Source organism: Paraburkholderia phytofirmans, assembly GCF_046028095.1.
Taxonomy (GTDB): Bacteria; Pseudomonadota; Gammaproteobacteria; order Burkholderiales; family Burkholderiaceae; genus Paraburkholderia; species Paraburkholderia phytofirmans_A.
Genome location: NZ_JAQQDJ010000011.1, coordinates 221,564 through 247,562 on the forward strand (window position 1 = coordinate 221,564; position 25,999 = coordinate 247,562).

The 25,999-nt window shown below is 59.5% G+C and carries 23 protein-coding genes; 9 read left to right on the forward strand and 14 right to left on the reverse strand.

Annotation, left to right across the window (positions count from 1 at the left end; genetic code table 11):
- Nucleotides 1–6 precede the first annotated feature (6 nt).
- Both aepY and aepX read right to left on the reverse strand, forming a co-directional pair.
- Entirely contained in the window at nucleotides 7–1,170 is a 1,164-nt protein-coding gene (gene aepY / locus PQR54_RS28075) for a phosphonopyruvate decarboxylase (protein ID WP_408251405.1), read from the reverse strand.
- Nucleotides 1,167–2,912: a phosphoenolpyruvate mutase gene (aepX, locus tag PQR54_RS28080; protein ID WP_408251407.1), complete on the reverse strand. Its 1,746-nt coding sequence runs from the start codon at nucleotides 2,910–2,912 to the stop codon at nucleotides 1,167–1,169. Before aepX ends, aepY begins: the two co-directional genes overlap by 4 nt.
- 603 nt (nucleotides 2,913–3,515) lie before the next feature.
- Between aepX and PQR54_RS28085 the strand changes: the two genes are divergently transcribed.
- From PQR54_RS28085 to PQR54_RS28095, 3 genes are all read left to right on the forward strand, one after another.
- The gene (locus tag PQR54_RS28085) at nucleotides 3,516–5,057 is read left to right on the forward strand and encodes a methyl-accepting chemotaxis protein (RefSeq protein ID WP_408251409.1); all 1,542 of its coding nucleotides are present in this window, start codon (nucleotides 3,516–3,518) and stop codon (nucleotides 5,055–5,057) included.
- A gap of 410 nt (nucleotides 5,058–5,467) precedes the next feature.
- On the forward strand, nucleotides 5,468–6,091 hold the full coding sequence (locus PQR54_RS28090; protein WP_408251411.1) for a trimeric intracellular cation channel family protein: 624 nt from the start codon (nucleotides 5,468–5,470) through the stop codon (nucleotides 6,089–6,091).
- A gap of 25 nt (nucleotides 6,092–6,116) precedes the next feature.
- Nucleotides 6,117–7,850 carry a peptidoglycan D,D-transpeptidase FtsI family protein gene (locus tag PQR54_RS28095; RefSeq protein ID WP_408251413.1) on the forward strand — a complete coding sequence of 578 codons (1,734 nt, stop codon included), beginning with the start codon at nucleotides 6,117–6,119 and terminating at the stop codon, nucleotides 7,848–7,850.
- Between the two features lie 159 nt (nucleotides 7,851–8,009).
- Here PQR54_RS28095 and PQR54_RS28100 read toward each other — a convergent pair whose 3' ends face one another.
- A complete protein-coding gene (locus PQR54_RS28100; RefSeq protein WP_408251415.1) occupies nucleotides 8,010–9,125 on the reverse strand; it encodes a GGDEF domain-containing protein in 1,116 nt (371 codons plus the stop codon).
- A 274-nt stretch (nucleotides 9,126–9,399) separates the two neighbouring features.
- Between PQR54_RS28100 and PQR54_RS28105 the strand changes: the two genes are divergently transcribed.
- A complete protein-coding gene (locus PQR54_RS28105) occupies nucleotides 9,400–9,657 on the forward strand; it encodes a DUF2866 domain-containing protein (RefSeq protein WP_012427844.1) in 258 nt (85 codons plus the stop codon).
- Nucleotides 9,658–9,696: 39 nt separating this feature from the next.
- Here the strand turns inward: PQR54_RS28105 and PQR54_RS28110 are convergent, their stop codons facing one another.
- Nucleotides 9,697–10,335, reverse strand: a complete 639-nt coding sequence (locus tag PQR54_RS28110; protein WP_408251417.1) for a 2-hydroxychromene-2-carboxylate isomerase — start codon at nucleotides 10,333–10,335, stop codon at nucleotides 9,697–9,699.
- A 78-nt stretch (nucleotides 10,336–10,413) separates the two neighbouring features.
- Between PQR54_RS28110 and PQR54_RS28115 the strand changes: the two genes are divergently transcribed.
- Nucleotides 10,414–10,536, forward strand: coding sequence for a hypothetical protein (locus PQR54_RS28115; protein WP_408251419.1), 123 nt, complete (start codon nucleotides 10,414–10,416; stop codon nucleotides 10,534–10,536).
- 107 nt (nucleotides 10,537–10,643) lie between these two features.
- The gene (locus PQR54_RS28120; protein WP_408251421.1) at nucleotides 10,644–11,012 is read left to right on the forward strand and encodes a hypothetical protein; all 369 of its coding nucleotides are present in this window, start codon (nucleotides 10,644–10,646) and stop codon (nucleotides 11,010–11,012) included.
- A 51-nt stretch (nucleotides 11,013–11,063) separates the two neighbouring features.
- On the opposite strand, the gene PQR54_RS28125 is transcribed toward PQR54_RS28120, so the two are convergent.
- Nucleotides 11,064–11,690, reverse strand: coding sequence for a LysE family translocator (locus PQR54_RS28125; protein ID WP_408251423.1), 627 nt, complete (start codon nucleotides 11,688–11,690; stop codon nucleotides 11,064–11,066).
- Between the two features lie 294 nt (nucleotides 11,691–11,984).
- On the opposite strand from PQR54_RS28125, the gene PQR54_RS28130 reads away from it, so the two are divergent.
- The 3 genes from PQR54_RS28130 (at nucleotide 11,985) to PQR54_RS28140 (ending at nucleotide 14,073) form a co-directional block, all read left to right on the forward strand.
- Nucleotides 11,985–12,569, forward strand: coding sequence for an IMPACT family protein (locus PQR54_RS28130; protein ID WP_408251425.1), 585 nt, complete (start codon nucleotides 11,985–11,987; stop codon nucleotides 12,567–12,569).
- A 230-nt stretch (nucleotides 12,570–12,799) separates the two neighbouring features.
- Nucleotides 12,800–13,339 (forward strand): hypothetical protein, encoded by a 540-nt coding sequence (locus tag PQR54_RS28135; RefSeq protein ID WP_408251655.1) that lies wholly within the window; start codon nucleotides 12,800–12,802, stop codon nucleotides 13,337–13,339.
- 113 nt (nucleotides 13,340–13,452) lie between these two features.
- Nucleotides 13,453–14,073 carry a LysE family translocator gene (locus tag PQR54_RS28140; RefSeq protein WP_408251427.1) on the forward strand — a complete coding sequence of 207 codons (621 nt, stop codon included), beginning with the start codon at nucleotides 13,453–13,455 and terminating at the stop codon, nucleotides 14,071–14,073.
- Between the two features lie 244 nt (nucleotides 14,074–14,317).
- Here PQR54_RS28140 and PQR54_RS28145 read toward each other — a convergent pair whose 3' ends face one another.
- The 9 genes from PQR54_RS28145 to PQR54_RS28185 form a co-directional block, all read right to left on the reverse strand.
- A complete protein-coding gene (locus tag PQR54_RS28145) occupies nucleotides 14,318–15,100 on the reverse strand; it encodes a heparin lyase I family protein (protein ID WP_408251429.1) in 783 nt (260 codons plus the stop codon).
- 250 nt (nucleotides 15,101–15,350) lie between these two features.
- Complete coding sequence (locus PQR54_RS28150; protein ID WP_408251431.1) at nucleotides 15,351–16,115, reverse strand: WecB/TagA/CpsF family glycosyltransferase; 765 nt, start codon at nucleotides 16,113–16,115, stop codon at nucleotides 15,351–15,353.
- Between the two features lie 225 nt (nucleotides 16,116–16,340).
- On the reverse strand, nucleotides 16,341–17,444 hold the full coding sequence (locus PQR54_RS28155; RefSeq protein ID WP_408251433.1) for a glycosyltransferase family 4 protein: 1,104 nt from the start codon (nucleotides 17,442–17,444) through the stop codon (nucleotides 16,341–16,343).
- A 119-nt stretch (nucleotides 17,445–17,563) separates the two neighbouring features.
- Nucleotides 17,564–18,775, reverse strand: a complete 1,212-nt coding sequence (locus tag PQR54_RS28160; RefSeq protein ID WP_408251435.1) for a VpsF family polysaccharide biosynthesis protein — start codon at nucleotides 18,773–18,775, stop codon at nucleotides 17,564–17,566.
- Nucleotides 18,772–19,851, reverse strand: a complete 1,080-nt coding sequence (locus PQR54_RS28165) for a glycosyltransferase (RefSeq protein ID WP_408251437.1) — start codon at nucleotides 19,849–19,851, stop codon at nucleotides 18,772–18,774. Before PQR54_RS28165 ends, PQR54_RS28160 begins: the two co-directional genes overlap by 4 nt.
- Nucleotides 19,848–21,158 carry a lipopolysaccharide biosynthesis protein gene (locus PQR54_RS28170; RefSeq protein WP_408251439.1) on the reverse strand — a complete coding sequence of 437 codons (1,311 nt, stop codon included), beginning with the start codon at nucleotides 21,156–21,158 and terminating at the stop codon, nucleotides 19,848–19,850. Before PQR54_RS28170 ends, PQR54_RS28165 begins: the two co-directional genes overlap by 4 nt.
- 109 nt (nucleotides 21,159–21,267) lie before the next feature.
- On the reverse strand, nucleotides 21,268–22,512 hold the full coding sequence (gene wecC / locus PQR54_RS28175) for a UDP-N-acetyl-D-mannosamine dehydrogenase (protein WP_408251441.1): 1,245 nt from the start codon (nucleotides 22,510–22,512) through the stop codon (nucleotides 21,268–21,270).
- 31 nt (nucleotides 22,513–22,543) lie between these two features.
- Nucleotides 22,544–23,692 carry a non-hydrolyzing UDP-N-acetylglucosamine 2-epimerase gene (gene wecB, locus PQR54_RS28180; protein ID WP_408251443.1) on the reverse strand — a complete coding sequence of 383 codons (1,149 nt, stop codon included), beginning with the start codon at nucleotides 23,690–23,692 and terminating at the stop codon, nucleotides 22,544–22,546.
- 94 nt (nucleotides 23,693–23,786) lie between these two features.
- Nucleotides 23,787–25,997: a polysaccharide biosynthesis tyrosine autokinase gene (locus PQR54_RS28185; protein ID WP_408251445.1), complete on the reverse strand. Its 2,211-nt coding sequence runs from the start codon at nucleotides 25,995–25,997 to the stop codon at nucleotides 23,787–23,789.
- Nucleotides 25,998–25,999 lie beyond the last annotated feature (2 nt).

Sequence of the window (25,999 nt, forward strand, 5' to 3'; positions counted from 1 at the left end):
TTGACTTTAAGCGGCGCCGATGTGGCGCATCAGACGCGTCTTCACATCGGGCGGCGTGATGGTGGGGCGCGGCAGCCCGTCAGGCGTGCCGCGGCGAATAGCCAGACGCACGAAGCGCGGGCCGTCGAGCGGCGCCGCTTCGAACAGGGCATCGATCGCATTCACGTCGTCGCTTTCGACAGCCGACGCATAACCGCACGCCGCGGCCACGCCCGCAAACGAAACCTGCGACGACACCGTCGCCTGACCGCCGGTAGAATCGTGCGCGCCGTTATCGAGCAGCACGTGCGTGAGATTCGACGGACCGTACGCGCCGATGGTGGCGAACGCGCCCATGCGCATCAGCGCGGCGCCGTCGCCGTCGAGCGCGACCACATGCAGGTCGGGACGCGACAACGCAAGACCCAGCGCGAACGGCGTCACGCAACCCATCGAGCCGACCATGTACAACTGGTTCGCACGGTCGTCGATCGCGTAGAGTTCGCGCCCGCAAAAGCCGGTCGACGCGAGCACCACCGTCGATTCGAGCGGCGTGTGCGCGATCACCTTGTTCAGCGCGTCGTGCCGCGAAGCCAGTTCGCTCGCCGCCACATTCGTGAACTGCGATTGCGGCGTGACGGGCGCGCGGCGTTCGTTCGCGCCGCTGTCCTTCAACTCATACGGCGCCACGCTGCCCTTCTGCATCACGAGCGCGTATGGGCGGCCGGTTTCATCCATGTGCGCGACGGCGCGATCGAGCGCCGGGCCAATGGCGTCGGCTTCGGTCGGGAAGGTTTCCCACGGAATCTCCATGGTGTCGAGCATCGCCGGCGTAACCGGACCCATCAGCGCGTGCTGCGGTTCGTCGGCGACACCGGGCTGCCCGCGCCACGTGACGATCAGCAATTGCGGCAAACGGAAAGTCCACGTGAGCGAGGTCAACGGGCTCACGGCGTTGCCGAGCCCGGAGTTCTGCATCATGGTGATGCCGCGCCGGCCGTTTTGCGCGCCGAGCGTGACGCCCGCGATCAACGCGACGGCGTCGCCTTCATTGGCCGCCGACACGTAATGCAGCGATTCGTCCTGCAACACGTAGTTGATGAACGGCGTCAGATACGAGCACGGCACGCCCGCGTACCAGTCGAAGCCGCGCTCACGCGCCGCCTCGACGAACTGTGCTGCCTCGATCATTGCGCGGCTCCGCTCGCTGCGTTCGTCGCGCCGTTGAACGCGCCTTTATCCACCGCACCGGCCGCGGCCGCGAACGGCGCCTGCGCATGCGCGAAGTCGCCCGCACGGCGGAAGTCTTCAAGGTCGTTCACGCCGCGCCAGTGACCGTGCACGTATTGCACTTCGATCGATTCGCCCGCTTCGATCAGCGCATTCAGCAACGCGGGCATGTCGAGCGACGCGAAATCCGCGCGCGCCTGCAGCTGACTCATCACCGCCTGCAAACGCTCACGGCCTTCACCGCGCACGTTCAGCAGACCGACCCAGCGGCCATGCGGCGTTTGCGACGCGATCGCCGAGGTGGCGTCTTGCCCGCTCGACACATGACGCAGCAAAACCTTATTGCCGAACAAACCACGGTCGTCGGCGGCCGAACACCAGGCGAAGTCACGCACGCTGGCGTTTTCCGCGTCGGTCAACGACGAATCGACCACCACGCTGAACGCCGCTTCGCTCTCCACGAGATCGCGCAGGATGTAGCTGCGGAACAGCAGATCGCCATACGAGACGACCGTGTCGCCGGCCAGCTTGTCGACCGCGCAGGCGAGCGACGCGAGTTCGCCGGTTTGCGCGTGCTGTTCGTTGACGACGAGCTTGATGCCGGCCGTGTCGATCGCATCGGCGCGATAACCGCCGACCACGGTAATGTCGTTCACGCCCTGCTTCTTGAACGCATCGACGAGCCAGCGCAGCAGCGGCTTGCCGGCGATCGGCAGCATCACTTTCGGACGGTCTTCGGTCACGGCTTCGAGGCCCTTGCCGCGGCTCGCCGCGAGCACGACCGCGGAACCGGCCGCACGGCCGCTCGACAGGTAGCGGTCTTCCGCTTCCGAGTATTCGTCCGCGTCTTGCAGACGGAAAATTTCGTTGACGGCGGCGATGCTGTCTTCCACGTTGACGAGCGTTTCGCTCGTGTGGATTTCCTTGGCGACGGCCTGCATCGCCGAGGTCGCCGCGCGGATCAGATGGTTCGCCCAGATCACCGTGCTGATGCCGGCTTCGCGGAACACTTCGGTCGGCGTGCTGTAGTACTTGGTCGGCACGATCACGAGCGGGCCGCGGCCGGCCCATTCGCGCGCGAATTCGAGAATTTCGTCGGGACGCGACAGCTTGCTGTGAATCAGGATTGCGTCCGCGCCGGCCTGGCGATAAGCCTCCGCGCGACGCAGCGCCTCGTCCATGCCCCAGCCGGCGATCAACGCTTCAACCCGCGCGACGATCGAAAAATTCTCGTCGGACTGCGAGTCTTTACCGGCCTTGATCTTGCCGCAGAACTCATCCATATCGGCGAGCGGTTGCGCTTCGCCGTTGATGAAGCTGTTGGTCTTGGGGAATTGCTTGTCTTCGATACACACGCCGGCAATGCCGCGCTGTTCGAGCTTGCGCACGAGGCGGCGCACGTTGTTGAAGTTGCCGTAGCCGGTATCGCCGTCGAGCAGGATCGGCAGATCGCTGGCGTCGGCCATGAATTCGAGCGTGTCGACCACTTGCGTCCAGCTTGCTTCGTTATTGTCGCGCACGCCGTATTGCGCGGAGATCGCGAGGCCCGAACCCCAGATGGCCTTGAAGCCGGCTTCGCGGACGATGCGGGCGGACAGGCCGTTATGGGCCTCCATCATGAATTCGAGTTCGTTGCTGACGAGCATCTGGCGCAGGCGCGCGCTACGGGAAGCGGAGACGAAGGCAGGTTCGCGGGCGTTCATTTTATGTACTCCTGGTGGCGGGCTTATTGGCGCTCTTCTATTGCCCGACTGGCGTCTGGAAAATGGCGACTATAGCGGAATTTTTATTTATTCGTCTTTTTCGTGACAGCGGCTTTCTCCATTTGCGGATAAGTGGAAAAATGTGTCGTTTTTTGCAATCCACTAACGCGAGAAATCATTTGGATTTTATTGGCGTTTTGTGGAATCCTGACGCAACCCATGACCAGGCTTCGACGGGCGGCGCGTCCGTTCGTTTTGGTCATTAGGCGATTGTGGCGATCTTGAGGTTTTAATATCCGTTTTTATTTACATAAACCTTAACGCTTAATATCGATTCGCCAATCGGCGCCATTTTCATACCGGCAATGGAGGGAAAGCCCGCTTGAATCAACATGAAATAAATAAGCCAGTGCGAACGCAGCATAAAAACGCACTCACGACGAAAAAAAGACTATTTAGTCAGACGAATAAAAATACCTGATAGCGGGTTTCCCCTGCCCTGCGCAGCCCCTGCCGACGCGCCGTAAACACAGTCAGCGACAAGCCACTCGCCGCAAGCGAATCCACTCCCTGACCGACCACTGTGCGAAAGCAGAAACCGCTATGACTCTGAACAAAAAACTGGCCTCGATGATCGCCGTCCTCTGGATCGGCCTGATCCTGATCGGCGGCTTCGGCGCATGGCAAAACCGTGCCTCGATGATCTCGGATCGCCGCGATCAGTTGAGATCTTTGATCGACCAGGCCAACCATATCGTCGAGCGTTACTACACGCTCGCCCAGCAGCACACGATCACCGAAGAGGAAGCCAGAAAGCAGGCGCTCGATTCCCTCAAGGCGATGCGCTACGGCAGCGACGGCTACATCTCCGTCAACAATTCGCAGTCCGTCATGCTGATGCATCCGTTCAAGCCGGAGATGATCGGCAAGGACCTGACGCAATTCACCGATCCGGCGGGCAACCATCTGTTCGTCGATATCGTCAACGCGGGCAACCGCGACGGCGGCGGCTTCGTCGACTACCTGTGGGCCAAGCCGGGCAGCGACAAACCCGTGGCCAAGACCAGCTACTCGCGTCACTTCACGCCATGGGACTGGTATATCGTCACCGGCATGTACATGGACGACGTGCAAAGCGCGTTCTACGCCAATCTGCTGCGCTGGCTCGTCATTACCGTCGCGCTCGGCGCGATCGCCACCGCCGTCATGCTGCTGGTGCTGCGCAGTATTCGCCGCACGCTCGGCGGCGATCTCGAAGTGGCCGTCGAACACGCGCAGTTGATGGCGCGCGGCGATCTGGCCACGCGCGTGCCGGTCCAGTCGGACTACGCCGGCAGCCTGCTGCATGCACTTCAGACGATGCAGGCCGGTCTCGTCGAGACGGTGTCGCGCGTGCGTCTCGGCACGGAGAACATCAACATCGGCGCGACCGAAATCGCCGCCGGCAACACGGATCTCTCGCAACGCACGGAAGAACAGGCCGCCGCGCTCGTCGAGACGGCATCGAGCATGGACCAGATGACGGTCAACGTGAAGCAGAACGCGGACAGCGCGCTGCAGGCCGCGCATCTCGCCGGCCAGGCCGCGGACGTCGCCACGCGCGGCAGCCGCGTAGTCGACGACGTGGTTCGCACAATGGGCGAGATCACCAACAGTTCGCGACAGATCGGCGACATCATCGGCGTGATCGACGGCATTGCTTTCCAGACCAACATTCTGGCGCTCAACGCCGCCGTCGAAGCGGCCCGCGCGGGCGAACAGGGACGCGGCTTCGCGGTGGTCGCCGCCGAAGTGCGCAGCCTCGCGCAACGCTCGGCAACCGCGGCGAAGGAAATCAAGGCACTGATCGAAACCTCGACGAACACGGTGGAAGCCGGCGCCTCGCTGGTCGCCAACGCCGGTTCGACGATGGGCGAGATCGTGCAGTCGGTGCGTCGCGTGAACGAGATTCTCGAAGAGATCAGCAATGCCTCGCGCGAACAGAGCGCGGGCATCGAGCAGGTCAATCGCGCGGTCGGCGAAATGGATCAGGTCACGCAGCAGAATGCGGCGCTGGTCGAACAGGCCGCGGCCGCGGCGCATTCGCTGAAGGATCAGGTGGGTGTGCTGCGCGAAGCGATTTCGAGCTTCGCGCTGCCTGCTTGAGCATTTTTACGCCGACGGACTTCGGCAGCGGAAACCAACAGAAGCAGCACACAAAAAAAGAAGGCGCTCAACAGGCAGGGAGCGCCTCTTTAACACGCCGCGTCGGAGTCGACGCATTAATCGAACGAAACAGCCGCGCGGATTTTTGAAGTCCGCGCGGTTTTTTTACGCCCGCGCGCCTCGGTCCACCTCGGACCACCTCCGGCGCATATAGCGTCGGCTTGCTCAGCAAACGCTTACCACGCGCCAAACCGCAACCAGCTTAAGCCGAATTTGGCATCGCCGAATTTTGCTTAAGGCATTTTCATGCTAACGGCACGCTTACGATAATGGCCGCTTTCTAACGCACGCCGCGCGAGTGCGCTCCAGGCCGGAGCCGTCCGCGAGCGCCGTTCCAGAGGCTCGCCGTCATGCTGCTCCATCTCCTCTACCTGCTCGCGATCGTCGCGGAAGCCATGTCCGGCGCGCTCATGGGCATGCGTCGCGGCATGGATCGCTTCGGTTTGTGCCTCGTCGGCACCGTCACCGCGCTCGGCGGCGGCACGGTGCGCGACGTCCTGCTGGGACACTACCCCCTTGCGTGGATCTCGCATCCAGATTACGTTCTCATTACAATCGGGGCGGCGTCGGTTGCCGCGGCGTGCGCGAAGTGGCTGCGCAACTGGCAAAGGCTCTTCGTCACCGTCGATGCGATCGGCCTGATCGCCTTCACGGTGATCGGCTGCGACGTGGCCGCGACGATGGACGTGAGCCCCGCCATTGTCGTGCTGGCCGACGCGATCACCGGCGTGTGCGGCGGCATGTTGCGCGACGTGCTGTGCAATCAGATGCCGCTGGTGTTGCGTCAGGAGTTGTACGCCAGCATCGCGCTCGGCGCCGGCGCCGCGTATGTGGCCTTGCAAGCCTGCGGCGTAGCGCCGGGGCCGGCTTCGGTCGGCGTGCTCGCAGGGGGTTTCGCGGTGCGCATGCTGGCCGTGCGTTTCCGCTGGCAACTCAAGGTGTTCACCGCCGCCGATTCGGGCGGCGCAAGTTAATCGAGCTGTTCGTTATGCGCATCCAATGATCCAGAAGAAGAAATCGCAGTCGCACGATCCCTACGCGCCCGTCGCGAAGCACCCGTTGCTGGCCGCGCGCCTGCCGATGTGGCGTTCGAAATTCATCGTCCTGCTCATGTTCGGCGCGTTTGCCTCGCTCGCGGGACGCGCGTTCTGGGTGCAGGTGGTGAACCAGGACTTCTACGTCGATCAGGGGCAAAAGCGCTATCAGCGCACCCTCGAACTCGACGCGACGCGCGGGCGGATCGTCGATCGCAACGGCTCGATGCTCGCCGTCAGCCTCGCAACCTACGAGATCTGGGCTTCGCCCAAGCTGATCGACGAAGCCGCTGTCGCGCCGCTCTCCAAGTTGCTCGATCTGCCGCTGGCGGAACTGCGCCGCCGTCTGAACGGCAACAAGACCTTTGTCCTGCTCAAGCGTCAGGTGGATGCCGAGACCGCCGGGCATCTGTCGAAACTGGGCCTCGCGGGCATCACGCAGATCGCGGATTCGAAGCGTTTTTATCCTGAAGGCGAGTCGGCGGCGCACGTGGTCGGCTTCACGGATATCGAAGACAACGGCCAGGAGGGCGTCGAACTCGCCGCCAACGAGCAACTGCTCGGCGTGCCCGGCCAGCGCGAAGTGATCCGCGATCGCCTGGGCCGCGTAGTGTCCGAGACGCGGCCACTCGTGCCCGCGCAGAACGGCGAAACCATCCACCTGACGATCGACCGGCGGATTCAGCAGCTCGCCTATGCCCAACTCAAGGACGCGATCGCCAGACATCACGCCGAAGCCGGCAGCGTGGTGGTGCTCGACGCGCGCAACGGCGAGATTCTCGCGCTCGCCAACTACCCGAGCTTCGATCCGAACGACCGCGCCCGCCTGACCGGCCGCCAGTTGCGCAATCGCGCGGTGGTCGATACGTTCGAGCCGGGCTCGACGATCAAGCCGGTGGTCGTCGCGCTCTCGATCGACGAAGGCAAGGTGCGGCCGCAGAGCGTGATCGATACCGCGCCCGGCTGGTACAAGATCGGGCCGGCCGTCATCCACGACACCTCGAATCATGGCGTGATGACCGTCGCCGAAGCCGTGCAGAAGTCGAGCAACATCGCGCTCGCCAAGCTCGCGCTGAATCTGCCGGCCGAGAAAATCTGGACCAAGTATCAGGAATACGGGCTCGGTTTGCGCCCGGAACTGACGTTTCCGGGCGTGGCATCCGGCAAGGTGCGTCCGTATAAACGCTGGCGCCCGATCGAACAGGCGACCATGGCGTATGGCTACGGGCTGTCCGCGTCGCTATTGCAGATGGCGCAGGTGTACACGGCCTATGCCGGCGACGGCACGATGCATCGCGTGAGTCTGTTGCGCAACGCAGCGGGCGCGGCCGCACCATCCGGCGACAAGGGCCACGCGGTCACGACGCCGGCCACCGCGCGCGCCATCCGCTCGATGCTGGAAATGGCGACCGGCGTGGGCGGCACGGGCCGCGCAGCGACGGTGGAAGGCTACCGGATCGGCGGCAAGACCGGCACGGCGCGCAAACAGGTCGGCGCGACATACGCGAAAAACCGCTACCGCGCGCTGTTCGTCGGCATGGCGCCGATGAGCGACCCGCGGTTGATCGTCGCCGTGATGATCGACGACCCGGCGGGCAAGGCGTTTTATGGCGGGACGGTGGCCGGCCCGGTGTTCAGCGGCGTGACGGGCGGAGCGCTGCAGTTGCTGGGTGTGCCGCCGGATGCGCCGGGCACTTGAACGCGACTTGAAGCGGCATACAGGGAGCCAGGCGGGGCTCGCAGTTTCTTTCGCATGCCGTGCGCAAGATTGCCGCGTTGAGTTGCCAATTGCGTCCATCACACCGGTCATCCAGTCGCGCCGGTCACGCGAACTCGGCGTGAGCTTCAGCGACTCAGATCAACGTGCCGTTTCCGCATCGCCCACTTTAATCAGCGCCTCGATGCGATTGCGGCCGTTGCGTTTGGCCTGATACATCGCGCGGTCGGCTTCTTCCATCATTGCGCCGCCCAGTTTGACCGCCTCGGTCGGCGTACCGCTGATCGTGCGCGCCGCCACGCCGATCGACACCGTCAGGACGATGCGCTCGCCATGATCGTCCTGCAAAGCCAGCCGTTCGACCGCCAGCCGCACACGCTCGGCGACGGTAAGCGCGTCGGCGCGGTCGCCTTGCAGCAGCGCGGCGAATTCCTCGCCGCCATAACGCGCCACGGTATCGCCGAGACGCACCTGTTGCCGCACGCAAGCCGCCACCGCCGCCAACGCGCGGTCGCCGGTCTGATGGCCGTAGGTGTCGTTGATGCGCTTGAAACTGTCGATATCGATGAACAGACACGCCACCGGCACGCCGTAGCGACAGGCGCGCATGATCTCCTCGCGCATCCGCTCGTCGAAATAGCGGCGATTGGCGAGGCCCGTCAACGAATCGGTCATGCCCAGTTGCTTGAGCCGTTCGCGATGCGCGACGTTGTCGAGGCTCGCCGTCACGATGCTCGCGAAGCGCTCCAGAATGTCGGTGGCCATGCCCTCGGCGAAACGCGCGGGGTCGTCGCTGCCGAGACAGAGATAGCCGCTCACGGCATCGCCCGCGGCAAGCGGCAGCACGATTGCGCTCGCGGGTGCTGCACCGGCGCCGAAGAATGCACCCCGCGCCGAATCGCCCATGCCGTGCAGCTTGCCGAGCCAAGGCCGGCCCTCTTCGCACAAGCCTTGTGCGGCAAGGCCACCTTCGCGCGAGACCAGCAATTTCGACTGATCGAGTGCGCGCAAGGCGGGCGGCTCGAGCAGCTCGCGCAGCATCGGCGCGCGGTCGTCGAGCCAGAGCGTCACGCCCGTCAGCGAAAATTCCCGCGGCAATTGAGTGAACAGCGTGTCGAGAAACGATGCGAAGTCCTGAGCACCGATCAGACGCAACTCGACGTTCTGAAAGCGCCGCAACGTGCGCTCGTTGTGCTGCACGGTATCGACGAGCGAACGAAGGCGCTCGGAAAGCGGCGTTTGGGCGAGGTTCGTCACGTTATCAGGGGCGGGCCCGAAGGCGAAGCGGGGTTGGCGACCCCAATCGCTGTAATAACGGCGGATTTTGCGAGGGCTTGAGGGTCTGATCGCGACAACTACGCTTTTACGCGATCCGCTTTTTGCGTTCTTAAGTCTGGCTTAATTCTTTGCTGCAACCATGAGGCACAACATCCCCTGTTGAAGCCGCCAGAACATCGGCGGCGCTTTTTCCCCCGGGTGTCGACGACGCGCCAGAAGATGGGCTGCAGGCCCGCGAAGAAGGAGTCAAACCATGGTTGAAGACACGGTATTCGAGCATCTGCGCGCCATGCCCGGCAACGAATGGGTCAGCCAGATTCATTCATGCAAGGTCTCGGACCCGCTCCAGCATCCTTGGGGCCGCTCATACCGGCTCGTCGAATGGACCATGAAGCACACGCCCGAATCGAGCCGCCGGGTGGTGCCCGCCGAGAGCACGCCGCTCGAGATCGCTCAGGCTGTCGTGTCGCACGTGCCGGGCCGCCGTTTTTGCCAGGACGGTAACGAATAACCCAGCAGAGCGCCGATCCGGCGCCGCGCACTCGACACCCTAGCCACTCGCGGCGAGCGACGCGCAGTAGTCCAACGCATCCTCCAGCCGGTCGTTGCCCCAGAACATTTCATCGCCGACAAAAAACGTCGGCGCGCCAAAAATGCCGCGAGCCGCGGCCGCCGCGGTCTGTTCACGCAAACGTAGTTTGTTCGCGTCGCTTTGCGCTTCGGCGATGATCTCCCCCGCCGGCAAACCCAGCTCATCGAGCGCTTCGCTCACCACTTCCATCGAACCGATATCGCGGTCATACGCGAAGTTCAGCTGCATGATCTTGCGGCAGTAGGCGGCGATCCATTCGCGCTGCGCGCCGAGCAGCGCCACGCGCATCGCAAGAAGCGCGGCGCGCGGGAACGTGGTGGGACGCTTTAGCGCGATGCCGTATTTGCGGCATTGCCGTTCCATGTCCTTCCACACATACGCGCCCTTCTCTTTCTGAAGCACGAACGGCGAATTGTCGAAACCGAGGTCGCGAAACACCGGCCCCAGCAGGAACGGACGCCAGTGAATCTGCACGCCTCGCGCCGCGGCCTCCGCTTCGATGCGCATGACGCTGAGGTAGCTGTAGTTGCTGCCGAAGTCGAACCAGAAATCGATTTCCGGTGCACGCGTGGGCACGCGCGTTGCTGTTCCGTTCATCTTTGCCCTCCAGTCATACGTAGCCGGACCGCGCTTATGTCTTGCAAAGCTTAACAGTCGGACAGCGCGCTTATCCCTATGATGGCCCTTCACACCGCTACGTCAGATGCTCATAACATGAAGTATCCCTACGACATTCTCACCGCCGCTTGTCTTTTCATCATCGTGGTTTCCACGTCGATCATGCTCGCGCTGGCCTGAGCGCTTCATACTTCCACGGCGCCGGTCAACCTGGGAACGTGCTCTACGCGTTCCCGTAAAAAGACGGGATATACTGTACATATATACAGTACTTTTTCGTCTGAGCAATGCGCCTTCCACCTTTCGAACCTCCCACGCTCGCCGAGCTGCGCGCCTGGTGGCGCACGCGCGACGAGCAGGCCGTCCAGCGGCTCATCCTCGAAATCCAGCGGCAGCGGCTCACGCTGCTGGAACTGCGCAACCTGATCGACGGCGGCGTCCAGCAGGCGCGCGCCGCGGACCGCACGCTGGTGGAGCGTGGCGAACCGTTGATGACACTGCGCATCAGAATCGCCCAGGAAGTGCTGCGGGTCGGCGAGATCGACGATACGCGGCAAATGAGCCGCGCCGAGCAGGAAAGGCTTGCGGTTCGCACCGAAGGCCAGATGGAATACGCGCGCGAAGGCCGCCTCAGGCGACAACGCCGCAATATCTAGCGCAAACGCAATTTCGCTGCCGCTGCGATCAAGCGAGGCCGCGTCGTTCGATCAACGCGTTTGCGTGGCCACGCGCAGGCCGAGCGAAATGAACAGCACGCCGATGATCTTGTTCTGCCAGCGCGTCAGCCACGTCAGACGCTTGACGAATTTGCCCAGCGGACGAATCGTCAACACGATCAACGTCGTATAGAGCGCGCTCATGCCGACAAAAATCAGCCCGAGCGCGGTGAACTGCAGAAACGTGGAACCGTGTTCGGGACGAACGAACTGCGGCAGAAACGCAAGAAAAAACAACGCGGTCTTGGGATTCAATACTTCGGCGGGAATAGCCTGGAAGAAGGCTTTCGAGGCGGACACCGGCGCGACGGCCGGCATATGCGCGCTCGCCTCTTTCTCGCGCAACGCGCGAACGCCCAGATAAACCAGGTAGGCGGCGCCGACGAACTTGACCGCGTTGAAGGCCAGCGCCGAGGTCATCAGCAGCGCCGAGAGGCCGACCGATGCGCCCAGCGTATGAATGAAATCGCCAACCGCAATGCCGAGGCCGGTGAGAATGCCGGCCTTGCGGCCGCCATGCAAGGTGCGCGTCAACACAAGCAGCACGGCCGGACCCGGAATCAGAAAGAGCCCGAGAACAACGGCAACGAAAGTCCCTAACGTGGATAGGTCAAGCATGCTGTCTCCTTGATGACGCGCTGGTCGCAGCGAACAGGCGCACGTGTTCAGCAAAAGATTGTAGATGAATGTGCAATTTCCGATTGACGCGCGCCGTGCCTGCCGTCCGGCGCATTGCCATGACTTACCCGGTAAGCGCGCGGCGAGCGGGCCGGCGCAACACTCGCCGCAAACCAGGCGCGCAGACCGTGCAGGGTCGTCCCGGAGATGACCCGTCAGCGGCCGCTGATCCGTTACCATGGCGGGCACGAGGCCGCGTGCGGCCCGTACTTTTTATCTACCGAACTCCTTGCCTTGCCCACTTACACCCTGCCCGCGGCGTTGAGCGCGGAACTCGAGATACGCAAGAGCCGATTTATAGCGTACGCGATACCGGTTGCCGACCGCGACGCCGCGATGGCCGAATTGCGGCGCCTGCGCGACGAGCATCCTGCCGCGACGCATGTCTGCTGGGCGCTGCTGGCCGGCGGCCAGTCCGGCATGTCCGACGACGGCGAGCCCTCCGGCACCGCTGGCCGGCCGATTCTCGAAGTGCTGCGGCATCATGATCTGGACGGCGTGCTGGCCGCCGTCGTGCGCTACTACGGCGGCGTGAAGCTCGGCGCCGGCGGCCTCGTGCGCGCGTACACCGATGCGATCGCTTCGGCGCTGCTGGATGCGCCGCGCGTCGAGCGCATCGCGCAGGTTTCGCTGACCGTCGAGGTCAGTTACGCCGACGAGGCGAAAGTGCGCCGATGGATCGACGCCGAAGGCTACGCGCTCGTGGACAGCGCCTACGCGATGCTGGTGAAGATGACGATCCGCTTGCCCATCAACATGGTGGATGATGCGCAGCGAGCGTTGGTGGATATGACTCAAGGGAAAGCCGGGTTCTTCTGACGGCGTGGCGTGTTTATTTCTTGCGGGAGGCGGAAGGCTCCGTGAATAAGAGATGCCCGGATCCGGGCCGCTGTTACCATGGCGGTTATTCCCCCGGCATGATTCAATTTAAAAGGGCAACTCCTCTGACCTCGACCGCCGCTTTTTCCAGCACAGCGCCTGAGTCGCCGCATCGGAGCGCGTCCGTGCCGCAATCGCTCAATGCCATGCGTTCACCGTTGACCTCGACCGTGCTCAAGGGATGCGGCACGATCGCGCTGCCGTTGATGCTCTCCGCCTGCTCGTGGTCGTGGTTCGGCCTGAATAGCTCGGCACGCACGGTAGCGCATCCGACCGGCTGGCTTAGCGTCGCCCCTGCAAGTGACTTCGCCTACATGCCCGCTCGCAACGGACAAGTTTCGCCGAACCGCATCGAAAACACGGCGATGACGGGCATCGTGCTCAAGAACGACATCAATGAAACCGTGCGCAACGGCATTGTGAAGAGCTTGCGGATCGCCGGTTTTCATCTCGACGAGGGCAAGCGGGTTCTCAGCGGCAGCATCGAGAAATTCACTGTGGACGACACGCGCTCGCCGGCGTTCTGGACATTGAAAATGCGCTACGTGGTGACCGACGCCGCGACCCAGAAGGTTGTGTTCTCAACCACCAAGACGGTTAAGCAAAAATCGCCGAAGTTCACCAGCAGCACCATCGCCATTGAAGATACGGTCAGGCTGAGCGTCGACGCGTTGATCGGCGATCCGGGGTTTGTCAAAGCGGTGAATTAAGCGCACCCTCGACATCGGCCTCACCCGCTTCGCTACAATCGCATGAGGGTGCCGCGCGCGTCGTCTTGCCGCGCGGCCCGTCGCGATTGCGTTCTTTCTACGTGCGAGCCGTCATGTCCATTACCGCCTGGCTGTTCTTTCTGCCCGCCTGCTTCGCGATCAATCTCGCGCCCGGGCCCAATAACCTGTTGTCGATCAATGTGGCGGCGCGTCATGGTTTCATGACCGCGTTCGTCGGCGGCACGGGGCGCCTGGTTGCATTCGCGGTAATGCTCGTGCTTGCCGCAACCGGTCTCGCCGTCGTGTTGCACGCATCGGAGTGGTTCTTTCTCGCGATCAAACTGGCCGGTGCCGGTTATCTGATCTGGTTGGCCATTCAGTTGTGGCGTAGCGATGCGCCTACCATCGACACGACGCAGCAGGAAGATGCCTCGCTGGCGCGGGTCGCACGGAGAGAGTTCCTCGTGGCTGCCGGTAACCCGAAAGCCATTCTGGTGTTCACCGCGTTCTTGCCGCAGTTTGTCGATATCGCGAAGCCGATGTTGCCGCAGTTTGCGGTGCTGGGAGCGAGTTTTCTGGTGTTGGAGTGGTTCGCTATCGCGTTGTATTCGTGGGCGGGGATGTATCTTGGGAAGTGGCTGGTGCGTGCGAGAGTCAGGCGGTGGTTTAATCGGTGCTGTGGGGGTTTTCTGGCGGCGATTGGGGTGGGGTTTTTGATGGTTAGGCGGGGGTGAGGGGGCGAAACGACCGCGAGTCCGGATAGAGAATTACATCCTGCCCGCTCTGTCCTTGTTTTCGTCATGCGCCACTTTACTCTTTTGACAAATCCCCGATGCCGATTCCAGCGCAGCCGCAAGTGATCTGATTCGGGAGGCTTGTTGCGATCAGTCACGGCTCACGCCCACAGAGTCGTTGCGCCGGCCCCATCTCGCGCGTCATGACTTCGCGTGACCAGCCGAATGCAGCTTGTCACGACGTTCACTGCTGACCAATCGTGACCTCCCCGAATAGGAGAGTGATCTGGTTGAGGCTCTGGAAGGGTGACAGTAGGTAGATTCCCATTTTTAGGTAGGCGTCGTTGTCTCCCGGGTATGCGTTCGGCACTCCTTGGGTCGCAAAGACAGCAACGCCATTTTTCCATAACTGCGTTGACGCATGAGCGCCGCTCGAATCGGGAACATAGCGCAGAGCCCAGTTAACCCATTTCCCCTGATCCTGCGACGCACAGCAGATTTGCTTGCTATAAGCCTCGTGACTATTACCGCGCACTGAAACGACATAATTGCTGCCATTCAGATCCAGCTCCATTGCCGGGGAACCGGCCAACGCGCTTTGGTGAATCTGGGTAATAACCATCAGGAGCTTAGGATCGAACACATAGCTCGCTGGTATGTAGGTACTCCATCGCACCAGATAGTCTTGCTTTTGGACGAACTTTACGTCTCTCTTAAAGACCATTTCCGCACGGACCGAACCATTTGCCACTTGCGAGTAATTCTGGCCGCTGCGGACATATACCTGAACGACCTTCCGTCCCGCCACGAACGGATCGTCGACGATCGTCACATTGTCTGCAGATGGGCTTTGAACGCTAGATAACAAACCAAGACCGGCTTGCCAGTCCGATCGAGCGAGTGTAGTGAAAGTGCTGCCAAGCGATGAGATCGTAGGATCGCTCCATTGCATGGAAAGATCTTGAGCATGCGCAGACCAACAGCAAGACAAAACAAACACGCACAGAAATGGCTTTAGGCGTTTCATTAGACTCCTTGTAGATGACTGAGCACACCGCAGCCGATGTGTCGGCACCTCGGAAGACTGCGCTTTTCAACATTGGTGTAGTACATCGCATCATTCATGGACTTGTTGGAGTAGCTGAATCGACAGTGTGCGTCTATACCCTCGCGCTACGCGCTCGATATATAACTATGTGCGCGCCGCGATTCGTTCAGCAAGCGGCGACATGCTGCATGCCAAGAGGCTCCGATATACGCAGGACAGCCATGCAACCCTACCGACCATGTCCGCGTGCCGTCCTGTGCATGGCCGAAGCGAGACGCGCTTTTAGCAACATCAGCATAAACCTGGTATTCGTGACGAGATAGCGCCTCCACATCCGTCTCGGCTCTTGCGCCACCCGGAAGGCCCATTCCAGCCCGCAGTGCTGCATCCAGCTTGGCGCACGGCGCACCCTTCCTGCCACAACGTCGAACGTTCCACCCACGCCCATGACGAAGTCAACGCCGAGACGATCTTTCCACCGATCGATAAAGTTCTCCTTCATCGGTGACGTGATCGCCACGAAAAGTAACTTCGCTCCCGATCGACGGATCAGTTCGACCGCAGCTTCCTCATCGCCCCAAAAGTAGCCATGGTGATGACCTGCGACTCGCAGTCCCGGATACCGTTCCGAGACTACAGTTGCCGCCCGTGTCACCACTGCGTCGGTCGCGCCGAGCAAAAACACCGGTACATCCTTCTGTGATGCCAACGCCAGCAAGCGTTCAAAAAGATCCACGCCAGCTACGCGCTCGGGAACCGGTACTCCTAACAGTCGTGCCGCCCAGACAACGCCCATGCCGTCGATGTTAATGATGTCGCATGCCCGAACCGATGCGGCCAATTCCGCATCGTTCTGCATACGCACAAGTTTCGCTACATTGATCACGACATGCTGAGTGAACTTTCCTCGCTCAAGTCGAGAGCTGATCGCTTCGACTGTCCCATCCATCGTGGCTATATCCATGGGGCATGAGAATAGTTCAATACGTTTCATAACTTGATTCCGCACAAGTTCATACATGCTCCGCAGTTGACTGAGTTCATGAAGCATTTCTGCTTCAGATCGCTATATGCATAACCTGGACAGGTTGTCATTCCGCATCCTTCTAGCAAAAAAGAGACGTTGTTCAATCGATACACAAGGAACGTAAAGACTATCAGCGGACCAACCCGCGCTAGTGCTCGATAGGCGCCGCCCGGCAGGTATGCGCGAGCATGTTCATCGCATGGCTCCCTCGTAAACCGAAGCTAGGTGGAGTGCCGTACGCTGAATCGTGAAATGGTCAAGAAAACGTTGTCTTGCCGAAGCGCCAAAGCGTTGGCGCGCCGTGGCATCATTCAGAAGTTGCAAAATGGCGTCGCGCAACCCTGCGACGTCGTCCGGTCGGACCAGCAAGCCATCTTTTCCTTGTCTGATCGCGTCCACCACGCCAGGAATTCGGGTGGATACCACGGCGATACCGAACGCCATTGCTTCGAGGATTGCGACAGAAAATCCCTCGCTCCGTGAAGGAAGTACGAATATCTCGGTATTTCTCAGCAAACAATTCTTCTCTTCGCCTTCAATCCAACCCATGCAGACGACACGCTCGCTAAGGCCATATTGGCTTATCCACTTTGATAACATTCCTGCCTCCCCAGAACCGCCCACGAACAATCTGTATCCGGGCGCAGACTGTGGCAGTAACGCTAGCGCTTCGAACAGCGTGACGATTCCCTTGGCCTCGCACAATTTACCGAGAAAACTAAGCGCAACCTCCCGTGACGGATCAGATAACTTCAAGTTCTGCTCGAATGGATCGTTGATGCCGTTGTACACCAGTTGGCATTTCTCCGGCACCGCCAGCTTCATCGCAATGAACTGCTCACGCGCGTGAGCGGACAGACAAATAACTGACGTGGCATTTCTCAACACCAGCCGGACAAGCGCGCGGACAGACCCAGGTAGGCCCATGTAATAGTTTGCAAAAGCGCCGTTATGAACATGGATCACATAGCGTTTCCTTATCACCATGCACGTAAGCGCAAGAATCGACTTCCTCAACAGCGAGCCTTTGGTCGCTGAGTGGATATGAACAAGGCTCACCTCACCGAGTAGCGACAGCAAAATCAATCGACACCATGCCGAGATGAAAGTCAGAATCCAGCTTCGACCTGCCTCTCCACAGCTCGCTATGAAAACTAGACGATAACCAAGTCGCGTGAACCCAGCCTGATACGACGCATAGCCAGAAAGAACAGATGCAATGCCGCCTTGAGCAGTTAAGCTCGGACCAAGTTGTATGACCGTGTGTGGTGTGTTTTGATTCGAGGATCTTTTCATTTCAATTTATATACATCACGCTGGACAGCAGAATCGCAAGCAATCTCATTCCAAGATACGACTTCCTACATCGAAAGATCGAATAAACTCAACGCGCCATCGACTAACCCATGCGCCTTTCACCGGGAAATTTCGTGCATCAGGAATCGGCTTCTAACACACCACAATCCGACCATCAGAAGATACAGAGCCGACGTTTTGGTCGCCAATGAGTTGTTCGTCAGTGCAGTACACACAAAAACGAACAGTACGGCCAGCAAGCGCCCCTTGCCTGCAGGCGAGACACCCGCAAAAAACTCCTTGCATGTCCGATATACGAAATAGAACAAGAGCGCTGCCATAATCGCGCCGAACATGAGAAGGTAGTCCACAGCGAAATTCTCGATGACCCCGACCTTGGCCTCATCCATCAAACGAGAAATTTGATTTGAGTCGATGCCAACAAGAAGTCGTGACCAGTTCAGGTGATTCAGGATATCAATCGACTGCACACGGACCTGGGAGCTGTCGTCATAAGCACCGACCTGCGTGATCCGGTCTCCGAGCAATCCTGAGAAGAGAAGCCAGGCTAGACCAGCCAGACTCACTGCGCCCCCAGCTATTAAAGCCAGTGCCCGTTGCGCTGACCTCAGGCCGAAACGAATGAAGGTACCGGCATTGACCAACAGATATGCCGCGAGCGCTCCGCGTGCACCGAACGCGACAAGCGCACACACAGTCAGAAGGAAAATTAACCCGGTATTCCATCGACGCGCATATGCCTGCAGCGCCGTCGCCACTGTTACCAGAATAAGCGCATTGTTCAGCGGATGTCCGTGCAGCGCAGTAGCGCGAAAGTACTGTCCGTACCACGTGTCAATCGGTATCAAATTGACATGCGTTGTAACCTCAATCAGCGCGATCGTACACTCGATTAGCAGAAACAGCATCAAGGCCATGGACAGGCATTTGGTAATGCCGGCAGCTAAAAAAGGCAGAATGGCCGCCATGAGAAAGGCAGAAAAAACCGTGTCTACGGCGAATCCTAGCGCCTGCCCGGCCCCGGTGATTGCTTTTAACATGAGAACGGCAAACGTAACCGCGGCTCCCGCCATTGCCGTGCGAAACTGCCTGACGGCCATACAACGCTCAAACGCCCGTGGCCCACATGCCAACAGAACCACCGCAATAGCCGTGAGAATAGTGTAGGGATGAAGTTTGAAACCGCCTGCCGTCGAATCGGTCGAGTAGTTCAAGCCAAAACTATTTAGCGTGGAACCACTCAAAAAAAGTGCGCACAGTACGGCGAGCATTGCGAAACGTGCGGCCAACCCGGATCGCCCGATCGTCATCCCGCAATCCCCGTAGCTTTTGCGTACTGCGCACCAATCAAGTCAAGCGCGAAATCTTGTGCTCGCCTGATTTGTTGGTACGGATCGATCTCCGCCGTTAGGGCATTCACCATTGCATCCGCTAAGACGGCGACATCTTCGACTGGAACAAGCGTTCCATATTTCCCATTGTCGAGGATCTCTGCCGGTCCCGGGCGGTCAGTCGATACGATCTTTAACCCGAACGACATCGCTTCGACCAGTACGTTTCCAAACCCCTCAGCACGCGAGGCAAGAACAAAGAGGTCTGCCCGCCGATACTCGTCTGCGATGGACCGCTTGAACCCGGGTAGATTCACTTTATCCTTCAACCTAAGCCGTGCAATTTGCTCTTCCAATTCCTTTCGTTTTGGACCTTCCCCAACGATTACCAGACGTGCGTCGGCTAGTTTCCGACTGACAGTCGCGAATGCGTCAATCAGCACGTCAATCCCCTTCTCATGGGCCAGTCTCCCCACCGCCAGTATCGTGGAAGAAGAGCTCGCGTCACGCCTGATCAGGGGGAGGGCATCAGGGATGTAGCAGGGGTTATGAATTACAACGATCTTGCTGGCTCCAGCTTTGCTCAGACGCTGCCGCAAATCCTCCGCGACGCCGTTCGATACTGCGACGATCAGATCGCTAGACGCATACAACCGTTTTAGCAGACTGAACTTAATACGCTCCTTTATTCCATTCGGCTTGAATTGAGCATACGACTGATGCTCGCTGACGATAAGCCGCGAGCAGCGCTTTCGACCAACGTTCGCGAGCAGCGAGATGAGGTTTGCATAAGGCAAAAACGAGATAACCGCATGTACATCGACTCTCTTCAACAACGACCGAAACTCGGCGATACGTTGAAAATGTCCTTGACCCCTCGCAACGATCAGTTCAGCACCTGAAGGTAGATCGTACGCAACTTCGTCGCTGTGCACGAAAAATCCAACAGATCTTCCTTGCTGAAGAAAGAAGCGCGCGACTTCAATGGCCACGCGCTCGGCCCCGCCGCCTTTGAGCGAAGGCACATGGAACAAGACGTCGTAGCGCTTTTTCACGTGTGCCTCCATTTCAGCGAGCGGATTGCACCCACATTGGTTAAGTAGATTCCAGCAGCGAATACCAGCATCGCCCCCGCCGCCGACGCAATACCCATTAACTCAGGATCAGTCGTGGCATAGGATGACGAACGAGTTAGCCATTCGCCTGTCAAACAGGATGCGACAGACACCAATGCAAGCGCCCCGATTCCACCCGCCAAATGCTTCAGATTCACGAACGACCGGGAGAAAGTTGCGCTCGCGAGCAAGGACAACGCATTCGCGACGAGCAATCCGCAAAGAAGCCCGTTTATACCTGCCAGCCTTGCGCCAACGTAAACCGCGACCACAGCAACAATGAGCGTAGCGACGTTAATAGCCATCAGCGCTCGCGTCCGCGAATACAGGTGATATGCCTGATCGAAAAAGTGTGCCCGGAACGCTCCGACAACTGCGATCGCAAGCAGCGGCAATACATAAGGCTCGGCGGCATCGCCTATTGCGGTCCCGAGTAGCAGGGGCAGCAGTGCGAAGCGCCCGCAATACAGCGCAGTGGCCATCGCCAGCACTCCCGACAGCATCAACAGGCCAAGCCGCGCGTGTAGACGCCTGTATTCATGCTCTGGACGATATTTACTTTCCCTAAGCAGCCACGGATAAGCAGGCGTCACCACGATCAGGCAGGTTGCCGCGATCATGTTCGCGATTAGCGCCGTCGCGGCGGCATAGACACCGACAACAGAAGAAGTTGCGAATAATGCCAGAATGGGGCGGTCGAGCCTTGTCAGAGCGGTCACAGAAATAAAGACTGGAATCAGAGGAAGTCCGTATCGCAGCATCGTACGAAAATGGTCGCCGTTGAATCCTCCTACACCCACGCGCGATCCATTGCGCCATACACATAGGGCGCTCAACATGGCGAATACGGCCGCTGAGGCCATGAGCACGGGCGTTATCGAATGTGTCATTCGATAGGCGACCACTCCTGCAACTGAACTGCCTATAGTCAGAAGTAGCGCACCCGCTGCGTAGCGCAAACTTGCTCCCGATGCGCGAGCGATTTCCTGAGCGTACAGAGCGGCGCTCTTCGCAATCCCCATCACAATCACTGCCGGCCACTCGGTTGTCGAGACTTTGACGCCGAAAACCCCAAAAACACCTGACACGAAAAGAACGGCACATGCCAAACCAAACCACGTCAGGTGGTAGGTAGTCAAATATGACGCATGGCCTGCCGTCTCGTTCTCCGCCCAGAACCTCACGACCGCTAGTCGGTGCCACTGAAACAACACACCTTGCAATGCCTCAACGAGCGCGAGATTCACCGCAAGACGCCCGTAGTCGGTGGGCCCGAGCATATGCGCATACATTACGAGCGAGAGTACGCCACCCACCAGAGAAGTGGCATATCCCGCAACCAGACCGAACTCCCGCCTAGCCATGCGAGAGCAACCCTCGCGTATCGATCACCACCTTCGCTTGCAGTCTTATGGGATCGACACGTTTGAACTGGGCATGGTCGACGAGAATCACTACCACGTCCGCCTCAGCAAGCGCCTCGTTTAATTCACAAAGTCGCACCATGCCTTCGAGCACTTCCGGCAACTTCCTGATATTCGGCTCGACCGCCACCACTCGCCCCGCGAAACGCTCGGCCAGTTGATGCGCAATTCCAAGAGCGGGACTCTCGCGCAGATCGTCGATATTCGCCTTGAACGCCAACCCGAGGCACGCGATCACGGGATCCCTGAAGCGCTTCGCCGCGCGTTCGACGCGGTCGATCACATAGCGCGGTTTGTCGTCGTTCACCGTCCTCGCCGTGCGAATCAGACGGGCTTGATTAGGCGCGGAGTCCACGATGAACCACGGGTCAACCGCAATACAATGCCCGCCGACGCCAGGCCCAGGTTGCAAGATGCTCACGCGTGGATGGCGATTCGCAAGGCGAATCAACTCCCACACGTTGATATCGAGTTCGTCGCAGATCAGAGACAGTTCGTTTGCGAACGCAATATTCACGTCGCGGAACGAATTCTCCGTCAGTTTGCACATCTCCGCTGTGCGGGCGTCAGTCAGAATGCACTCACCGTGGACAAAACTCTGATACAGGTCGCGAGCCAGTTCGCCGCACCGCGGCGTCATGCCGCCGATCACCCGGTCGTTTTCGACTAATTCGCGAATGACGTGCCCAGGCAACACGCGCTCAGGGCAATGTGCGATACGTATGTCGGAGGTTTCTCCAGCCTGATGCGGAAACGTCAGATCAGGCCGGAGTTCCGCAATCCACGATGCCATCTGCTCGGTCGCGCCCACCGGCGAAGTGGATTCCAGGACAATCAAGTCGCCCTTTTTCAGCACGGGTGCAACGGCCTGGCTAGCCGCCTGGATATAGCTCAAGTCAGGTTTGAAGCCGTCACTGAACGGCGTCGGCACCGCGATCAGAAACGCGTCTGCAGGCTCCGGCACCGTCGTTGCGCGCAGATAGCCTTGCGTCACCGCGGCATGAACGAGCATATCGAGCTCTGGTTCAACGATATGGATAGCACCCTTGTTAATCGTGTCGACAGCGTGTTGATTGACATCCACACCAATCACGTTTTTTCGACGTGCCGCAAAAGCGGCCGCAGTCGGCAAGCCGATGTATCCAAGTCCAACCACCGAAACAGTCTGGAATTCCATATTTTTCGTCCGAATAGTTATCTATTTATCTTTATGCAGAGAAAGCCGCCGCCAAACGGTTTTCCGTAATAGCACGGACAATGCGTTCACAGGCCGTGCCATCGCCGTACGGATTGCTGCCGCGACTCATTTCTGCGTACCGTCCAGCGTCGCATAACAACTGCGAGACGCCGTCCACAATCTTCTGCGAGTCCGTTCCAACGAGTTGCACGACGCCAGCGTCGACCGCTTCCTGCCGTTCGGTCGTGTCACGCATTACGAGCACCGGCTTGCCAAGCGAAGGCGCCTCTTCTTGAATTCCGCCAGAATCCGTCAGAATCAAATACGCGCGATCCATGAGATAGACAAACGGCAAATAGTCAAGCGGTTCAATCAGATGAACGTTCGGAATATTCGTTAGAAGACGATTCACTGGCTCACGTACGCTCGGATTCAGATGCACCGGATACACGATGTCCACATCCGGATAGGTGTGCGCGAGTTGCGCCAACGCCGAACAGATACGCTCGAATCCATCGCCAAAGCTTTCGCGGCGATGCCCGGTGACGAGCACTATCCGCCTGGTTTGTGAGAGAGCCGGCAGTTGCCGCTGCGCCGCTGCAACGAATTGAGGATCGCTGGCGAGCAACTTCCGTACATGCAATAGCGCGTCGATTATCGTGTTACCCGTCACAACGATGCGATCGTCAGGCACATTTTCCGCGAGCAGGTTTTGGCGCGCCCACTCGGTTGGAGCGAAATGCAACGCCGCGAGCGCCCCGGTCAGCTTGCGATTCGCCTCCTCCGGCCAAGGCGACAGCAGGTCGCCGGTCCGCAAACCGGCCTCAACATGCCCAACCGGAATCCGCTGGTAGAACGAAGCGAGGCTCGCCGCCACTGTTGTCGTGGTATCTCCATGGACAAGAACCAGGTCCGGTCTGCAGTCGTTCAATACGTCGCGCATACCAAGCATGATCGCTGTCGTCATGCCGTAAAGATCCTGGCCTCGCTTCATGACATTCAGGTCAAAATGAGGACGTACCTGAAACAGAGCCAACACCTGATCCAGCATTTCTCGATGCTGGCCTGTCACACAAACGAAACAATCAACCTCAGCCGTGTTTTTCAGAAGATGGACAAGCGGCGCCATCTTAATGGCTTCAGGACGCGTTCCGAAAGTGAGCAATATCCGATTGTTCATAGTGTCAGCCCTGTACTCAACATCACAACCTCGCGGAAACGCATCGCCTCGCCCTCACATGGCATCGGCCGGTGCAAGGCCAGATCATCATGGATCACGATTCCATCCTCCTCGCCTCGTATTCCGAAAAGGCACCGTAGGCGCTGGCCCGCTGCGGTACATCGTTCAAGAGGATGCCGTTTAAAGGTACGCCGGCGCTGTTCAGTTGACGCGTCGTCTCATTGAGTTCCGCCGCGGAGTGACGGCCGTGGCGCATGACAAGCAACGTCGCGCCGGCATGCTTACCGATCAGCACAGGGTCCGTAACGGCCAGAACTGGTGGAGAGTCGACGATCACAACGTCGTACTCCTTGCCAAACATGGCGAGAACCTTGCTGAGGCGATCACTCATCAACAACTCGGCCGGGCTCGACGGAACCGTTCCGCTCATGAGAACGTCGAGGTTCGGCAGAACGGCGCGGTGAATTGCCTCGCCAGGATTGGTTGTTCCAAGAACTTCGCTAAGCCCCGGCCTGCGAGGCAGCTCAAAATACGTGTGAACATTTCCGCGGCGCATGTCGGCATCGACAAGCAGTACTCGCTTGCCTGTAGCGGCGAGCACTGCGGCAAGATTCGCAGATAGGAACGACTTGCCGACGCTGGGTCGTGGCCCCGTGAGCATGACAATGTTGTTGTCCGTCCTCAGAATTCCGAACTGCAGTGCGGTCCGCAGGCTACGGATACCCTCCACGGCAATATCCTCAGGGAAGTTCACTGCAAGCACCCGAGGGCCGGGCACGCCTCTGCGCGAAGACTGCAACTCCAATTGACGTGCACTGCGCGAAATGATCGCGTACACCGGTACATCGACCGCACGCTCGATTTCAGCGGGGCTTTCCAGACCGCGATTGAGCGCGCGCCGCACAAACGCAATGGTGCATCCAAATAGCAGGCCGAATGCCGAGCACATTGCAATCACCAGCAGCTTATTGGGCTTGACCGGCTTCTCTGCAACCACGGCATAGTCCACCGCCCGTACATTGCCCAATTGGCCTGCTTTCAATACACGCAATTGCTGCGTGCTATCGAGAAGCTTCGTGTATAAATCCGTGTTGACCCGCACGTCCCGCATTAGCCGCAGCACTTGCTGCTCCACATCGGGCAATGCTGCCGCCTGATGGTCAAGAACGTCCTGCTGCCGCTGAAGCTCGCCAATCTGCGCACCAATCGCCACAACGGATGGGTGTGTGGCCGTGAAGCGCTGAACAAGCTGCGAGCGCTGCTGCTCTAACTCGATCAATTTCCCCTTGTTATCGACAATCGACTGCAACAGGAGCTTGCCCTCAGCCTGCAGATCGACGGTGCCGTGCTGTGCACGGAACGTGTTGTAACGCTGCTCGGCCGTGTCAAGATCCTCCCTGAGAACCGGAAGCTGCTCGCCGAGAAAGCGGAGCATCTGCTCCGCCTGCGCGGATTTTCGATCCACGTTGCGCTGTACATATATTTGCGCAACAGCGTTGACCGTCGCTGTGGTACGTACCGCGTCGGGTCCATCGAGCATGACCGAAATGATGCCGGACTGTTTGACCTTCTCCTTGATGTCGAGAGACTTTTGCAGATTTTCGATCGTGAGTTGAGTCGACGACCGGGAGAGGTCGAATGCCGTGCCGACGTTGGCAACCATCCCAGCCACGGTCACCTCGACAGGGCCATCCAGGGTTTGACCATGTTCAGCATTGCCAACACGACCGTGAAGCACTGTATTGCCGTCGGGATCACGGAGTTCAAAGTGCTGATTCGCCTCGGCGACAATAGTGAAGGCACGTTTGTACAATTTTCGTGGTACATCGAATTGGGCCATATCCAGCTTTTCACCGCCCCACGCAAAACGACTCAGCCCTAGCATTGGGACGGCCAAACCATCCCCCGGCGCACGCCGTGCAATGGGTGCCCCAATCACGGGAAAATAGTGTGGCTTCACGTTGATATCGAGATGCAGGCCGCGCACTGCTTCGTTGACCACCATCCGTGAGCGGATCAATTCGATCTCTGCATCCGCCGTCGCCTTGTTCTGGAAGAGTGCAGCAAGATCGCCAAGCTTGTCATTGATATTCCCGGTACCCGAGTCTTCATCCACCTGAATCACCGCGTCCGCCCTATATACGGGCGTACCGAGAAATGCATACGCCATGCCGATAACCATCATTCCGGCAGTGATCAGCGCGATCAAAAGCCGGTTCTCGCGGATAACCCCGATGATTTCAGATAGATCAATTTCGTCGTTGGCCGCAGTATCCGCAGCACAACTTTGCTTAAGCATATTCATGA

What these genes read in the sequence shown, in the direction of transcription:
- aepY (WP_408251405.1), bottom strand. Translation starts at nt 1,170, where the DNA reads ATGATCGAGGCAGCACAGTTCGTCGAGGCGGCGCGTGAGCGCGGCTTC.
- aepX (WP_408251407.1), bottom strand. Translation starts at nt 2,912, where the DNA reads ATGAACGCCCGCGAACCTGCCTTCGTCTCCGCTTCCCGTAGCGCGCGC.
- PQR54_RS28085 (WP_408251409.1), top strand. Translation starts at nt 3,516, where the DNA reads ATGACTCTGAACAAAAAACTGGCCTCGATGATCGCCGTCCTCTGGATC.
- PQR54_RS28090 (WP_408251411.1), top strand. Translation starts at nt 5,468, where the DNA reads ATGCTGCTCCATCTCCTCTACCTGCTCGCGATCGTCGCGGAAGCCATG.
- PQR54_RS28095 (WP_408251413.1), top strand. Translation starts at nt 6,117, where the DNA reads ATGATCCAGAAGAAGAAATCGCAGTCGCACGATCCCTACGCGCCCGTC.
- PQR54_RS28105 (WP_012427844.1), top strand. Translation starts at nt 9,400, where the DNA reads ATGGTTGAAGACACGGTATTCGAGCATCTGCGCGCCATGCCCGGCAAC.
- PQR54_RS28110 (WP_408251417.1), bottom strand. Translation starts at nt 10,335, where the DNA reads ATGAACGGAACAGCAACGCGCGTGCCCACGCGTGCACCGGAAATCGAT.
- PQR54_RS28115 (WP_408251419.1), top strand. Translation starts at nt 10,414, where the DNA reads ATGATGGCCCTTCACACCGCTACGTCAGATGCTCATAACATGAAGTAT.
- PQR54_RS28120 (WP_408251421.1), top strand. Translation starts at nt 10,644, where the DNA reads ATGCGCCTTCCACCTTTCGAACCTCCCACGCTCGCCGAGCTGCGCGCC.
- PQR54_RS28125 (WP_408251423.1), bottom strand. Translation starts at nt 11,690, where the DNA reads ATGCTTGACCTATCCACGTTAGGGACTTTCGTTGCCGTTGTTCTCGGG.
- PQR54_RS28140 (WP_408251427.1), top strand. Translation starts at nt 13,453, where the DNA reads ATGTCCATTACCGCCTGGCTGTTCTTTCTGCCCGCCTGCTTCGCGATC.
- PQR54_RS28145 (WP_408251429.1), bottom strand. Translation starts at nt 15,100, where the DNA reads ATGAAACGCCTAAAGCCATTTCTGTGCGTGTTTGTTTTGTCTTGCTGT.
- PQR54_RS28150 (WP_408251431.1), bottom strand. Translation starts at nt 16,115, where the DNA reads ATGAAACGTATTGAACTATTCTCATGCCCCATGGATATAGCCACGATG.
- PQR54_RS28155 (WP_408251433.1), bottom strand. Translation starts at nt 17,444, where the DNA reads ATGAAAAGATCCTCGAATCAAAACACACCACACACGGTCATACAACTT.
- PQR54_RS28160 (WP_408251435.1), bottom strand. Translation starts at nt 18,775, where the DNA reads ATGACGATCGGGCGATCCGGGTTGGCCGCACGTTTCGCAATGCTCGCC.
- wecC (WP_408251441.1), bottom strand. Translation starts at nt 22,512, where the DNA reads ATGGAATTCCAGACTGTTTCGGTGGTTGGACTTGGATACATCGGCTTG.
- wecB (WP_408251443.1), bottom strand. Translation starts at nt 23,692, where the DNA reads ATGAACAATCGGATATTGCTCACTTTCGGAACGCGTCCTGAAGCCATT.
- PQR54_RS28185 (WP_408251445.1), bottom strand. Translation starts at nt 25,997, where the DNA reads ATGAATATGCTTAAGCAAAGTTGTGCTGCGGATACTGCGGCCAACGAC.